12 protein-coding genes and 1 riboswitch are annotated in these 13,167 nt (G+C 62.5%); of the genes, 5 read left to right on the plus strand and 7 right to left on the minus strand.

Annotated features, from left to right (window positions below):
* Positions 1-31 precede the first annotated feature (31 nt).
* Entirely contained in the window at positions 32-556 is a 525-nt protein-coding gene (locus NMG46_RS03570; RefSeq protein ID WP_254816327.1) for a GcrA family cell cycle regulator, read from the minus strand.
* 352 nt (positions 557-908) lie between these two features.
* On the opposite strand from NMG46_RS03570, the gene NMG46_RS03575 reads away from it, so the two are divergent.
* The 3 genes from NMG46_RS03575 (at position 909) to NMG46_RS03585 (ending at position 4,222) form a co-directional block, all read left to right on the plus strand.
* Positions 909-2,108, plus strand: a complete 1,200-nt coding sequence (locus tag NMG46_RS03575) for an aspartate aminotransferase family protein (protein WP_254816328.1) — start codon at positions 909-911, stop codon at positions 2,106-2,108.
* A gap of 14 nt (positions 2,109-2,122) precedes the next feature.
* Positions 2,123-3,034 (plus strand): ornithine carbamoyltransferase, encoded by a 912-nt coding sequence (gene argF, locus NMG46_RS03580; RefSeq protein ID WP_254816329.1) that lies wholly within the window; start codon positions 2,123-2,125, stop codon positions 3,032-3,034.
* A gap of 177 nt (positions 3,035-3,211) precedes the next feature.
* On the plus strand, positions 3,212-4,222 hold the full coding sequence (locus tag NMG46_RS03585; RefSeq protein WP_254816330.1) for an Hsp33 family molecular chaperone: 1,011 nt from the start codon (positions 3,212-3,214) through the stop codon (positions 4,220-4,222).
* Between the two features lie 6 nt (positions 4,223-4,228).
* Here NMG46_RS03585 and apaG read toward each other — a convergent pair whose 3' ends face one another.
* Positions 4,229-4,621, minus strand: coding sequence for a Co2+/Mg2+ efflux protein ApaG (gene apaG, locus NMG46_RS03590; RefSeq protein WP_254816331.1), 393 nt, complete (start codon positions 4,619-4,621; stop codon positions 4,229-4,231).
* Between the two features lie 228 nt (positions 4,622-4,849).
* Between apaG and NMG46_RS03595 the strand changes: the two genes are divergently transcribed.
* Complete coding sequence (locus tag NMG46_RS03595) at positions 4,850-6,004, plus strand: glycosyltransferase (RefSeq protein WP_254816332.1); 1,155 nt, start codon at positions 4,850-4,852, stop codon at positions 6,002-6,004.
* A gap of 35 nt (positions 6,005-6,039) precedes the next feature.
* On the opposite strand, the gene NMG46_RS03600 is transcribed toward NMG46_RS03595, so the two are convergent.
* Positions 6,040-7,230: an O-succinylhomoserine sulfhydrylase gene (locus NMG46_RS03600; protein ID WP_254816333.1), complete on the minus strand. Its 1,191-nt coding sequence runs from the start codon at positions 7,228-7,230 to the stop codon at positions 6,040-6,042.
* A 70-nt stretch (positions 7,231-7,300) separates the two neighbouring features.
* A riboswitch (SAM riboswitch) is annotated at positions 7,301-7,378 on the minus strand.
* Between the two features lie 135 nt (positions 7,379-7,513).
* Between NMG46_RS03600 and NMG46_RS03605 the strand changes: the two genes are divergently transcribed.
* Positions 7,514-8,608: a 2'-deoxycytidine 5'-triphosphate deaminase gene (locus tag NMG46_RS03605; protein ID WP_254816334.1), complete on the plus strand. Its 1,095-nt coding sequence runs from the start codon at positions 7,514-7,516 to the stop codon at positions 8,606-8,608.
* 16 nt (positions 8,609-8,624) lie between these two features.
* Here the strand turns inward: NMG46_RS03605 and NMG46_RS03610 are convergent, their stop codons facing one another.
* The 4 genes from NMG46_RS03610 to mmsA all read right to left on the minus strand — a co-directional run bounded on the left by NMG46_RS03610 (position 8,625) and on the right by mmsA (position 13,106).
* Entirely contained in the window at positions 8,625-9,074 is a 450-nt protein-coding gene (locus NMG46_RS03610) for a hypothetical protein (RefSeq protein ID WP_254816335.1), read from the minus strand.
* 26 nt (positions 9,075-9,100) lie between these two features.
* Positions 9,101-10,093, minus strand: coding sequence for an AraD1 family protein (araD1, locus tag NMG46_RS03615; RefSeq protein ID WP_254816336.1), 993 nt, complete (start codon positions 10,091-10,093; stop codon positions 9,101-9,103).
* A 191-nt stretch (positions 10,094-10,284) separates the two neighbouring features.
* On the minus strand, positions 10,285-11,577 hold the full coding sequence (gene mmsB, locus NMG46_RS03620) for a multiple monosaccharide ABC transporter permease (RefSeq protein WP_254816337.1): 1,293 nt from the start codon (positions 11,575-11,577) through the stop codon (positions 10,285-10,287).
* Positions 11,574-13,106, minus strand: a complete 1,533-nt coding sequence (gene mmsA / locus NMG46_RS03625; RefSeq protein WP_254816338.1) for a multiple monosaccharide ABC transporter ATP-binding protein — start codon at positions 13,104-13,106, stop codon at positions 11,574-11,576. Before mmsA ends, mmsB begins: the two co-directional genes overlap by 4 nt.
* Between the last annotated feature and the right edge of the window lie 61 nt (positions 13,107-13,167).

Genomic DNA, 13,167 nt, shown 5'->3' on the forward strand with positions numbered 1-13,167 from the left:
TGCCTACTGCCTACTCCCCACTGCCTATCGCCTATCTATGCCGCCGCCGCTCCGATGCTGGCTGAAACGCCACGCGGGCGTGGTACTTGCAGTAGGGGCCGGTTTCGGCGGCGTCGTTGCCGCAGAAATGGAAATCTTCCGAGAGCGGATCGCCATTCGGCCATTTGCAGGTGCGCTCGTTCAGCTCGACGAGTTGCAGATGCCGCGAGATCGGCACGACGACGTTCTCGACCGGGCGGATATAGTGGCGCGCTACCGGTTCGGCATCGAACTGCGCCTTGAGCGCGGTCGCACCGATCGACATCGACGTGGTGGCATGGCGCGTGGCGCTTGCTGCCCGGGACACCGATTTCTGGATCGTCGATCCCTGTCCCGTCTTCTTCTGGCGTGCCGGTGAGGCGGTCGTACGTCCGCGACCGGACAGTTTCAGCCGGTGCACTTTGCCGATGACGGCATTGCGGCTGACCCCGCCAAGCTGTGCGGCGATCTGGCTGGCGCTGAGGCCCTCCGACCACAATTTTCTGAGAAGTTCGACTCGCTCGTCAGTCCAGTTCATGAGACCGCGCTCCTGCTGAAACGTGCGGCAATCGGAATCCATTCCCGACCCGGCTTCTGCCGGGCAGACACCACATATATCGGGTGATTAGGTCCGCCGCACGAAATCTAGTTATTTCTCTACTACAATTACCTTATGCGCTGACTCGGTGACAAGAGTCCCAAGGCCAACACGAATCGGTTTTTTCGGTTTTCCCCAACTTGCCCGGTCGCTTATGAGCCGGCGTTATGCTGGAGGGCTTGCCGCACGTCCTTGCGCGACCTTTTCGTTGACTTCACGGCCGAAAAACACGATAAGCCACAAGGGCCGCCGCTTTGGCGGCTTTTTGATTTTTCCGGTTCCGGAGAATATAATGAGCGGTTCGGCGCTTTTCGAGACCTTTGTTCGCGCACCCCTGGCTTTCGACCACGGTGAAGGCACCTGGCTGGTCACCGATAAGGGCGAGCGATATCTCGATTTCGCCGGCGGGATCGCCGTCAATTCATTGGGCTATGGCCATCCGCATTTGGTCGCGGCCCTCACCGAGCAGGCCGCCAAGCTCTGGCACGTCTCCAATCTGTACGAGATTCCGGGACAGAGCCGGCTCGGCGAGCGGCTGGCCGACGCCAGCTTCGCCGACAAGGTGTTCTTCACCAATTCCGGCGCAGAGGCGCTCGAATGCGCCATCAAGACGGCGCGGCGCTACCACTTCGTCAAAGGCCATCCCGAGCGATACCGCACAATCACCTTCGAAGGCGCCTTCCACGGCCGTACCCTGGCGACCATCGCCGCCGGGGGCCAGTACAAATACCTGGAAGGTTTCGGCCCCAAGGTCGACGGCTTCGACCAGGTCGGCTTCGACGATGTGGATGCAGCCGAAAAGGCGATCACGCCTGAAACCGCGGCGATCCTGATCGAGCCGGTGCAAGGCGAGGGCGGCATCAGGCAAGTGCCGACGCAATCGCTGAAGCGGCTCAGGCAGCTCTGCGATCAGCACGGAGTGCTTCTGATTTTCGACGAGGTCCAATGCGGCGTCGGCCGCACCGGAAAGCTGTTCGCGCATGAATGGGCGGGCGTCACCCCCGACCTGATGGCGGTGGCCAAGGGCATCGGCGGCGGCTTCCCGATGGGTGCCTGCCTCGCCACCGACGAGGCGGCGGTTGGCATGACCGCCGGCGTGCACGGCACCACCTTCGGCGGCAATCCGCTGGCGATGGCGGTCGGCAACGCCGTGCTCGACGTGGTGCTGGAAGACGGCTTTCTCGAGGACGTCCGGCGCAAGGCGCTGCTGTTGAAGCAGGGGCTTGCCGGTGTCGCCGACGAATTTCCGGATGTTATCGAAAGCATCAGGGGCACCGGCCTGATGCTTGGGCTTAAATGCGCGATGCCCAACACCAAGGTTACGGTGGCACTGCGTGACCAGCATCTCTTGACGGTTCCGGCCGGCGACAACGTTATCCGCCTGCTGCCGCCTCTCACCGTCACCGATGCCGAGATCCACGAGGCGCTCGAGCGCATCCGTGCCGGCGCCAAGAGCCTGGCGGATGCCATCGTCGCTGCCGCTGCGAAGTAATCCTGGAATTCCTGATGTCCCTTCGCCATTTTACCGATCTTTCTGCCGTTTCCGAAGGCGATCTGCGCTTCATGCTCGACGACGCAGCTGTGCGAAAGGCAAGGCTCAAGGCCGGAGAACGCAGCAAGCCGCTCGAGGGCAAGGTGCTGGCGATGATCTTCGACAAGCCGTCGACGCGCACGCGCGTATCGTTCGACGTCGGCATGCGGCAGTTGGGTGGCGAGACGATCATGCTGACCGGCACCGAGATGCAGCTTGGCCGCTCGGAGACCATTGCCGACACGGCCAAGGTGCTGTCGCGCTATGTCGATGCCATCATGATCCGCACCACCTCGCATGACCGGCTGCTGGAACTGACGGAAAACGCTACGGTCCCCGTCATCAACGGGCTGACCGACGAGACCCATCCCTGCCAGCTGATGGCCGACATCATGACCTTCGAAGAGCACCGCGGTCCGGTGGCCGGCAAGACGATCGCCTGGACCGGCGACGGCAACAACGTGCTGCATTCGCTCCTGGAGGCATCTGCGCGGTTCCATTTCAAGCTGAACGTCGCCGTGCCCGAGGGCAGCGAACCGGCTCAGAAGCATGTCGACTGGTCGAAAGCCAATGGCGGCAAGCTGAAATTCACCCGCTCGCCCGAGGAGGCCGTTCACGAGGCCGACTGCATCGTCACCGACTGCTGGGTGTCGATGGGCCAGGAGCACCGTGCCCGCGGCCACAATGTCTTCCTGCCCTATCAGGTCAATGCGGCACTGATGGCGAAAGCCAAGCCGGACGCGCTGTTCATGCACTGTCTGCCGGCGCATCGCGGTGAGGAGGTTACCGACGAGGTCATCGACGGACCGCATTCTGTGGTGTTCGATGAGGCCGAGAACCGGCTCCATGCCCAGAAGGCGGTCCTGGCCTGGTGCCTGGGCGCTTGATACGGGCCGCGATGATCCGGGCCGGCCTGATCTGCGCCGCCTTGATCTGGGCCGCCTTGATCTGGGCCGCCTTGATCCGGGAGTGGGTGGTGCCTATCTCAGGCGCATCACGCAAATCAAGCGCGTCTCGTCGCATGCGCCCCGGAGGGCGGCATCGCCGCGCCCCGGAGCTTTGTCATGTTGGAAACTCATCAATTGGCTGAACATAAACCCAAGCTCGGCGAATTCGGCTACGCCGGCGACGATCATGTCGTGCCGTTCGAGGTCGGCCCGCTCGACGTGCGCGGCCGCACCGTCCAGCTCGGGCCGATGCTCGACGCCATTCTCGGCCGCCACGACTATCCCGAGCCGGTCGCCCGGCTCTTGGCCGAAGCCTGTGTGCTGACGGTACTGCTCGGAACTTCGCTGAAATTCGAGGGCAAGTTCATTCTGCAGACCCGCACCGATGGGCCGGTCGACATGCTGGTCGCCGATTTCTCCACGCCGCACGCGCTGCGCGCGTATGCCCGCTTCGATGCCGACCGGCTGCAGGCTTTGACTTCGGCCGGCGAGACGTCACCGCAGACGCTGATCGGCAGCGGTGTCCTGGCGCTGACCATCGACCAGGGCGCTCACACGCAGCGCTACCAGGGCATCGTCCAGCTCGACGGCGTCACACTTGAAGATGCCGCACGCACCTATTTCCGCCAGTCGGAGCAGATTCCGACCGACCTCCGCCTTTCGGTTGCCAAGCTTCTGACGCCCGGCGTCGGCGGTGCCCGCGAGCAATGGCGGGCCGGTGGCCTGCTGGCACAATTCCTGCCGCAGTCGGCGGAGCGTATGCGCGTACCCGACCTTCCCGGTGGCGACGGCGATCCGCGTGAGGAAATCCATGACCCGACCGACAATTCCTGGCAGGAGCTGCTGGCGCTGCTTGGTACTATTGAACCGACCGAGCTGATCGATCCGACGATCGGCGCCGAACGGCTGCTTTACCGGCTTTTCCACGAGCATGGCGTCCGCGTGTTCGGCGGCGTGCCGGTCGCCGACCAGTGCTCATGCTCGAGGGAGAAGATCCGCGGCATTCTCGAAGGCTTTTCCGCCGAGGAGATCAGGGACAGCACCGAGGATGGCAGCATTCACGTCGCCTGCGAATTCTGCTCGAAGCAATATGACTTCGACCCGGCGGAGTTTGCAGCGGCTGGATGACGGCCCTCAATTGACGGTGCGCCGCGTGCCCGGCAAATCGAGCGAGAAGGCGGGGATGGCGACGTCGAACGTCTCGCCCCGCTTGTTGCGCATTGTGTAGTGCCCGACCATGATGCCGGACGGGGTCGAGAGCGGGCATCCAGACGTATACTGATAGCTGTCGCCGGGGTTGAGTCCGGGTTGCTCGCCGACGACCCCCGGGCCGCGCACTTCCTCGACTTTGCCGGTACCGTCGGTAATGTGCCAGTAGCGTGACAGAAGCTGCACGAACTCATCCGACTGATTGTCGATGGTCACCTGGTAGCCCCAGACATAGCGGTTTTGCGGCGGGTCGGAGTGATCCTCCAGATAGAACGGCCTGACCTGCACTTCGATGTTGCGGGTGACGGCGCTGTACATAAACTGCTCCAAAGCAATGTAGATGGAACTTTCGATGCTCAGCGCAGTTTGGTCAACGATGCGCAGCATCTTCTTGCCCGATCTCAAGCGCAGGTGCCGAAAAACAATGTCATTTGAGTGACACATGACAATGATGGTGTGCAGGCTTGTGCCGGACGACTCAGCGTTCTGTCGAATTGTTGAAAACGGCTGTCATGCGGCCGGCATTTCTGGAGTGACCAGATCTCGATGGAACCGACATTCGCAGCCGCCCTCCTTTCCATAGCCCTCCTTCTTTCAAATCTCGCCAGCATCTTGTTAGCTTCGCAGAAGCTGAAGCGACCAGCCAGTATTGCACCGCCCGCGGCCAACGCGCCGCCGGTATCGATCGTCATCCCGGCGCGCGGCGTCGAGCCGTTTGCCGAAGAGACGCTGGAGCGCGCCTTCTCCCTCGACTGGCCGCGCTATGAACTCATCTTCTGCGTCGCCCATGCCGACGACCCGGTGGTCAAGCCGATCGCCGCCGCAATGGCGCGCTTTCCAGCTATTCGCGCCCGCCTTCTAATCGGTGACGACCGCATCAGCGGCAATCCAAAACTCAACAATTGCGTGAAGGGTTGGGAGGCGGCGCATTATCGCTGGGTCATCCTTGCCGATTCCAACGTGCTTATGCCAAGCGATTACGTCCAGCACCTGATGGCGGCGTGGCGGCACGACACCGGCCTCGTCTGTTCGACGCCGATCGGCTCGCGGCCGGACGGCTTCTGGGGGGAGGTCGAATGCGCCTTTCTCAACACGCTGCAGGCACGCTGGCAGTACGCTGGAGAGGCGCTCGGCCTCGGCTTCGCCCAGGGCAAGAGCATGTTGTGGAACAAGCCGATGCTCGATGCCAATGGCGGCATCCGCGCGCTTGCCGCCGAGATCGCCGAGGACGCCGCCGCGACCAAGCTGGTCAACGGGCTCGGACTGCGGGTCAATCTTGTCGCCTCTCCCTTCGAACAGCCGCTCGGCCGGCGCACGCTTGGCGAGATCTGGTCGCGGCAGGCGCGCTGGGCGCGGCTGCGCCGCGTCACCTTTGCACTGTTCTTTGCCCCCGAAATCCTGATCGGCGCGGCACCACCGCTAGTGCTTGCACTGATCGCCGCGGCTGACGCCGGCGTCAGCCTGCCGGCAACCGCCATCGCCGTGCTGGTCGCGGCCTACCTGCCGGAATGCGCCTTGGCCTCGGCCAAGGGATGGCACCTCTCGCCGCGCACGATCCCGGCGATGATGGCACGAGATCTGATGCTTCCCGCCATTTGGGCGCGCGGATGGCTGAGCGGCGCCGTCGACTGGCGCGGCAACGTGATGACTATCCAGACAAAGACTGTCGCGGAGCTGGAAGAGACCCCGTCCGGCGCCTGATCGGCACGTCCCCGCTGCCTCTGTTCGGCCAGCCCTTATCCGGCAACTCTCAGTGCCTGCTCGATGTCTTCGAGCAGGTCGTCGGCGTCCTCAAGGCCGACTGACAGCCTGAGCGTTCCCGGTCCGATGCCGAGCTCGGCGCGGGCTTCATCAGTCAAGTTCTTGTGTGTGGTCGTCGCCGGATGGGTGATCAGGCTCTTGGCGTCGCCGAGATTGTTGGAAATCAGCACGACGTCTAGTGTGTTCTGGAAGGCAAAGGCCGCCTGCTTGCCGCCCTTCACATCGAAGCAAATCAGCGTCGAGCCGCCCGACATCTGCTTCTTGACCACGGCCGCTTGCGGGTGGTCGGCGCGGCCGGGATAGATGACGCGGGCGATTTGCGGGCGCTCGGCCAGGAAATCCGCGATGCGGCCGGCACTTTCCGTCTGCTGGCGTACGCGTAGCGGCAGCGTCTCCAGGCCTTTCAGCAGCGTCCAGGCATTGAAGGGCGAGAGGCTTGGGCCGGTGTGGCGGAAATAATCATGCAGGTTCTCGTCGATCCATTTTTTGTCCGACAGAACGATGCCGCCAAGGCAACGCCCCTGGCCGTCAATATGCTTCGTGGCCGAATAGACGACGATGTGGGCGCCGAGCTGCAGGGGTTTCTGCTGCAAGGGCGTAGCGAAGACATTATCGACGATCAGCCTGGCGCCGATCGAATTGGCAAGTGCCGCGACGGCGGCAATGTCGACTACCTCCAGCGTTGGATTGGTAGGGCTTTCCAGGAAAAACAGTTTGGTGTTTGGCTTGACCGCCTTTTCCCAATTGGCGATGTCGGTGCCGTCGACCAGCGTTGCCTCAATGCCGTATTTCGGCGCCAGCGTCTCGATCACCCAGCGGCAGGAGCCGAACAGCGCGCGCGCCGCCACGATATGGTCGCCCGCCTTGGCGCTACACAGCAGTGCTGCCGTCACCGCCGCCATGCCGGATGCCGTGGCGCGCGCGTCCTCGGCTCCTTCCAGCGCGCACATGCGTTTCTCAAACATGTCGACCGTCGGATTGGCATAGCGCGAATAGATGAAGCCCGGCTCCTCGCCCTTGAAGCGGGCCTCCGCCGCTTGCGCCGTCTCGTAGACATACCCTTGGGTGAGATACATCGCCTCGGAGGTCTCGCCGAAGCCGGAACGCAGCGTCCCGGCATGCACGAGTGCGGTCTGAGGCTTCCAGTCGCGCTTCTTGGTCATCATTCCATCCAAACACCAAAATTGGTCCAAACAACAAAAAACCGGCCGCGAAAGTCGCAACCGGTCCATATGGCCTTGCGGCCCGACGGTCCTTTAGCGACTTGTTTAACGTGGCTGCAAGCCGACCGGCCAAATCACCACGGGAAAACGAGCTTTAGACCCGCGCCACGCTTGCGTCAATTGCCGGCATGATTAAGAGGGTTGTACCAAGCAGGTGCCAAAGGCGTCCACGGTCGGACCTGCGACAGAACAAGACCTCGCCCGGCGTTCGAACGGAGCCAGACCCTTGCGGCAGACAGGCATTCTTCCCGATCAGGATATTTCCGCGCTGTTCCAGACGGGCGCGCTGAAGTCGCCGCGCATGCTCGATGCCGATCAGATCCAGCCGGCCAGCCTTGACCTCAGGCTCGGCGACAAGGCCTGGCGAGTGCGTGCTTCCTTCTTGCCCGGCCCGGACCACAGGGTTGTCGACAAGCTCGACCGGCTGAAGCTGCACGAGATCAACCTCGCCGGAGGTGCCGTGCTGGAAACCGGCTGCGTCTACATCGTGCCGCTGCTCGAAAGCCTGGCGCTGCCCGCCCATATTTCCGCCTCTGCCAACCCGAAAAGCTCGACCGGACGGCTCGATATCTTCACCCGGGTAATGACCGACCGTGGCCACGAGTTCGACAAGATCGCCGCCGGCTATGAAGGCCCGCTCTATCTGGAGGTCAGCCCGCGCACTTTCCCGATCATCGTGCGGACCGGCTCGCGGCTGTCGCAGATCAGGTTCCGCACCGGCAATGCGCTCTTGTCGGAAAGCGAGCTGCACGAGTTGCACCGCGCCGAAATGTTGGTCGCCACCGAACCACCCAACATCTCAGGCGGCGGAATCGCGCTGTCGATCGATCTCGACGGCGACAAGGACGGGCTGGTCGGCTATCGCGGCAAGCACCACACCGGCCTGGTCGACGTCGACAAGCGCGCCGCGCAGGATGTCGTCGATTTCTGGGAGCCCATTTACAAGAGCGGTGCCGGCGAGCTGGTGCTCGATCCGGACGAATTCTATATTCTGGTGTCGCGCGAGGCGGTGCATGTGCCGCCGCTCTACGCCGCCGAAATGACGCCCTTCGATCCGCTGGTCGGCGAGTTCCGCGTCCATTATGCCGGTTTCTTCGACCCGGGTTTCGGCCATTCGGCGTCGGGCGGCACCGGCAGCCGGGCGGTGCTCGAGGTACGCAGCCACGAAGTGCCGTTCATCCTCGACCACGGCCAGATCGTCGGACGGTTGGTCTACGAGCACATGCTGAAACGACCGCAGGCGCTCTACGGCACAGATCTCGGCTCGAACTATCAGGCGCAGGGTCTGAAACTGTCCAAGCATTTCCGCGCCGCGCGATGATCTTGTTCGCAAGCCGTCAGCCGCGAAACAGATATTCTTTCGCGGCGCCAAGGCAGCCATGAAACTGACCGACAAAGAGCAGTTCTCGCACTGCAAATCGCTTCTTCCCCCAAAATCCTCTGGTTTGCTTCTCGTCAAGTGAGGCGCTTGAGCTGGACTGCAAGGGGAACAACTGCTTGCCGAGACATCCCAGCACATGGGCTCTGGCGGAGTCGATACCGCAGGCTCTGCCATTGTCGTTCAGTCTGTCAGCGCGGAGTGCGGACGTCATGCGATCCGCGTTGCGCATCAGAAAGCTCACTTGCGATTTCGAATAGCCGGTGGCCAGAAGCCGGTTAGTCATCGACATCCGGGCTTCGCGATAGGATTTTGCGCTGCATTGTCCGGCGCTGTAAGCCGGCGGGGAGAAAAAGGCGAGGAACAGGACTAAACTTAGGGACACAGTGCCAATCCGCAGGCCGTTCATTTTCGTTCCTGAATTCTGTCACCAGTTTACAACGCCTTCACCGCCACCTTCACCGGCTGCTCGATTTCAAGCGGGTTGCGCAGCGGCAGGCCGAAATCCTGCGCCTCGATTTCAAATACGTCACCGGCCTCGGTCCTGATGCCGTCGGCGAAGGACAGCGTCGCCGTGCCGAACATGTGTACATGCACATCACCCGGCTGGCGGAAGGCCGAGTATTTGAAGTGGTGATGCTCGAGATTGCCAATGGTGTGCGACATGTTCGCCTCGCCCGACAGGAACGGCTTTTCCCAAAGCAGCTTGCCGTCGCGCAGGATGCGTGAAGCGCCGCGGATATCGGACGGCAGGTCGCCGATCAGGATCTCCGGGCCGAACGAAGCGTTGCGCAGCTTGGAATGGGCGAGGAAGAGATAGTTCACACGCTCGGTGACGTGGTCGGAAAACTCGTTCGACAGGGTGAAGCCGACGCGGAACGGGGCGCCGTCGTCGCCGATCACATAGATCCCGGCGATCTCCGGCTCCTCGCCGGCATCCTGGGCGAAGGCCGGCGACATAAGCGCCGCACCGGGCGCCACCGCCATGGTGCCGTTGCCCTTGTAGAACCATTCCGGCTGCACGCCGATCTGGCCCTTCGCCGGCTTGCCACCCTCAAGCCCCATGCGGAACATCTTCATGGAATCGGTCAGCTGTTCCTCGCCGTCCGTGCTGAGCTTCTTGTGCATGGAATCGCGGGTCGCAGCGGAGCCGAGATGCGTCAGCCCGGTGCCGGTGAGATGGAGATGCGCCGGATCGGGATGGTTGATCGGCGACAGCAGCCGTCCCTTCTTGTAGGCTGCGTCCAGATCGATGGTTTCGCCGAAGCCCTTGCGCTCGATCAGGGCGACAAGCCCGCTGCCGGTGCGCGCGGCTTCCATCGCCAGCGAATAGACGCTGCGCGCGCCGTTGATGACGCGGGTCTTGCCGCCGTTGCGGGCAACGACGCGGATCGTCTCGGCGTCATCGAGGATCTGTGAGATCAGCATGGTAACCCTCTCTGAATTGCGGGCTTGGCGTGCCTTTCTTGGCAAACCCTGCCCAGCGCGGCTCGGACCGTTGTCCGCGCCTCGGTTGAAATTCTTCGTCCGGATTGCGCTCGCGGATCAGGTCCCTCGAGGGACTTCTTTGCGCCGCCCGGCAGCGCCGCGATGTGACCCGTATGCCTCCTGGTTGCCTCTCAAGCCTTGTTCTTGTTGTAGACGTCGAAGACGACGGCGCCGAGCAGCACCAGGCCTTTGACCACCTGCTGCCAGTCGACATTGACGCCCATGATCGACATGCCGTTGTTCATGACGCCCATGATGAAGCCGCCGACCACCGCGCCGATGACCTGGCCGACGCCGCCCATCGCCGAAGCGCCACCGATGAACACCGCGGCGATGACGTCGAGCTCGCTCCCGAGGCCGGCCGCCGGCACAGCCTGCCCCAGGCGCGCTGCGATAATCAGGCCGCCGAGTGCCGACAGCACGCCCATATTGATGAACACCATCAACGTCAGCCGTTCGGTCTTGATGCCCGATAGCTGGGCTGCCTTGGCATTGCCGCCCATCGCATAGATGCGGCGGCCGATCGTCATGCGTTTGGTAACGAAGACGAACAACGCGATCAGCACGCCCATCACCATGAGAACGATGGGGAGGCCCCTGTAGGTGGCGAATTGGTAAACGAGAAACAGCGCCAGCGCGCTGATCACCAGGGTCTTGACGACGAACAGCGAGAAGGGCTCGGCTTCGTAGCCATGCTTCTCGCGGGTGCGCCGTGCCCTGAGCCCGAAATAGGCATAGGCGAGCACGGCGACGAGGCCGATCACGATCGTCGTCAGGTGCAGCGTGAGGCCGCTGCCGACAATGGTTTTGCCGGCGGCGTTCACGGTTGGCGGTATCAGTGTCAATGGGCCGATCAGGTCCGGAATGAAGCCGGAACTGAGCGCCTTGAAGCCGACTGGAAGCGGCCCCACGGAAGACCCGCCACCGAGCAGCGCCTGGCAGATGCCGCGGAAAATCAGCATGCCCGCCAGCGTGACGATAAAGCTCGGTATTCGGTGATAGGCAATCCAGTAGCCTTGTGCTGCGCCGATCGCACCACCGACGACCAGGCAGATGATCGACACCACCAGCGGATTGCTCAATGGGCCAAGCGGCCAGATGACCATCATCATCGCCGCCAGTGCGCCGATGAAGCCGGCGACGGAGCCGACGCTGAGATCGATGTGACCCGAAACGATCACCAGAAGCATGCCCAGCGCCATCACGATGATGAAGCTGTTCTGCTGCACGAGATTGCTGAGGTTCACCGGCTTGAACAGCGTTCCGGACGTGGTGAACTGGAAGAACACCATGATTGCGATCAACGCCAGCACCAACCCGTATTCGCGCAGATTGGTAACCAGCGCCGAGACGGCAATGCGAGGTCCCTGTTGTAGATCCTGGGCAACGCCGGTCTGCGGCCCGGGAGCGCTTTCGGTGCTCATGATGCTTTTCCTTCTCCGCGGACGATGGCGCGCATTATCTTTTCCTGGCTGGCGTCGCTTGCCGCCATTTCGCCGACGATGCGTCCTTCGTTCATGACGTAGATGCGGTCGGTGATGCCGAGCAGTTCGGGCATTTCCGACGAGATGACGATGATTGCCTTACCCTCGGAGGCGAGACGCGCGATGATCGTATAGATTTCATATTTGGCGCCGACGTCGATACCACGTGTCGGCTCGTCGAGGATCAGCACTTCCGGATTGGCGAACAGCCATTTCGACAGCACCACCTTCTGCTGATTGCCGCCAGAAAGGTTGCCGGTCATCTGGTAGACGCTCGAGGCGCGGATATTGGTCCTGCCGCGATAATCGTTGGCGACCGAAAGCTCGCGCAAATCGTCGATCACGCCGTGGCGCGACACGCCGGGCAGGTTGGCCAGCGTGATGTTGTGCTTGATGTGGTCGATCAGGTTGAGACCGTAGGTCTTGCGGTCCTCGGTAACGTAGGCGATGCCGTGTTCCACCGCCTTGCTCACCGAAGAGACGTCGATCGGCTTGCCGTTGAGGAACACCTCGCCGGTTATGCGGCGGCCGTAGGACCGGCCGAACAGGCTCATGGCAAACTCGGTCCGGCCGGCGCCCATGAGCCCGGCAATGCCGACCACTTCGCCCTTGCGGGCGTTGAGGTTGATGCCCTTGATGACCTGCCGCTCGGCATGGATGGGGTGGTAGACCGACCAGTTTTTCACTTCGAGAACGGTCTCGCCGATGTTCGGCTCGCGCGGCGGATAGCGGTCGTCGAGCGAACGGCCGACCATCGAGGTGATGATGCGGTCCTCCGAGATGTCCTTCTTGGCCAGCGTCTCGATGGTCCGGCCGTCACGGATGATGGTGACTTTGTCGGCGACCCGGTTCACCTCGTTGAGCTTGTGCGAGATCAGGATAGAAGTGATGCCCTGCCGCTTGAATTCGAGCAGCAGATCGAGCAGCGCCTGGCTGTCCTTTTCGGACAGGCTCGCCGTCGGCTCGTCGAGAATGAGCAGCTTCACTTCCTTGCTGAGCGCCTTGGCGATCTCGACCAGCTGCTGCTTGCCGACGCCGATATTAGTGATCAGCGTGTTGGGGTCTTCCTTGAGGCCGACCTTCTTGAGCAGGGCGCTGGTGCGCGCCTCGTTGGCGTTCCAGTCGATGACGCCGTATCTGGCGTGCTCGTTGCCGAGAAAGATGTTTTCGGCGATCGACAGCATCGGCACCAGCGCAAGCTCCTGGTGGATGATGACGATGCCCTTGCGCTCGCTGTCGTGGATACCTTTGAAATGGCACTCGTCGCCGCGATAGATGATCTGGCCGTCATAGGTGCCGGACGGATACACGCCCGACAGCACCTTCATCAGCGTCGACTTGCCGGCGCCGTTCTCGCCGACCACGGCATGGATCTCTCCTTCCTCGACCATGAGCTTGACGTTCGACAGCGCCTTGACGCCGGGAAACGTCTTGGTGATGTCGCGCATCTCCAAAATCGTCGATGCCATTGAGAATACCACTCCTGCGAGGTCCGCAAACAATACCGGGCTGGCTCGCCAACGAAAAGGG

It is taken from the genome of Mesorhizobium sp. LMG 17147 (assembly GCF_024297145.1).
Classification (GTDB): domain Bacteria; phylum Pseudomonadota; class Alphaproteobacteria; order Rhizobiales; family Rhizobiaceae; genus Mesorhizobium.